The sequence below is a fragment of the Fredinandcohnia quinoae genome (assembly GCF_022427965.1).
GTDB lineage: Bacteria > Bacillota > Bacilli > Bacillales > Bacillaceae_L > Ferdinandcohnia > Ferdinandcohnia quinoae.
Genome location: NZ_JAKTTI010000095.1, coordinates 1 through 284 on the forward strand (window position 1 = coordinate 1; position 284 = coordinate 284).

Consider the following 284-nt stretch of genomic DNA (forward strand, 5'->3'; position numbering starts at 1 on the left):
GATTCTTGTAACCTTAATGCGTTGTTTATTCCAATTCGATGAACCCTTTACACGTCTAGAAAGGATGCGTTGTGCGTTTGCTAGTTTTTCTTCTAATTTGTGAAACCACTTTGGATTAGAGAATACTTCTCCTGTACTCAAAATAGCAAAGTCTTTTAATCCTAAGTCGACACCAACGGAAGAACCTGTTTTTCCTAATGAATGCACTTCTGTTTCAGCCAGAATAGATACAAAGTATTTGCCGCTTGGATTTCGTCTAACGGTTGCATTCAAAATACGCCCTT

1 protein-coding gene is annotated in these 284 nt (G+C 38.0%); it reads right to left on the reverse strand.

All coding sequences use genetic code 11. The features are described from left to right. Positions 1–284 (reverse strand): transposase (locus tag MJG50_RS22025; protein WP_240257914.1); only part of this gene is annotated, 284 nt, incomplete at both ends.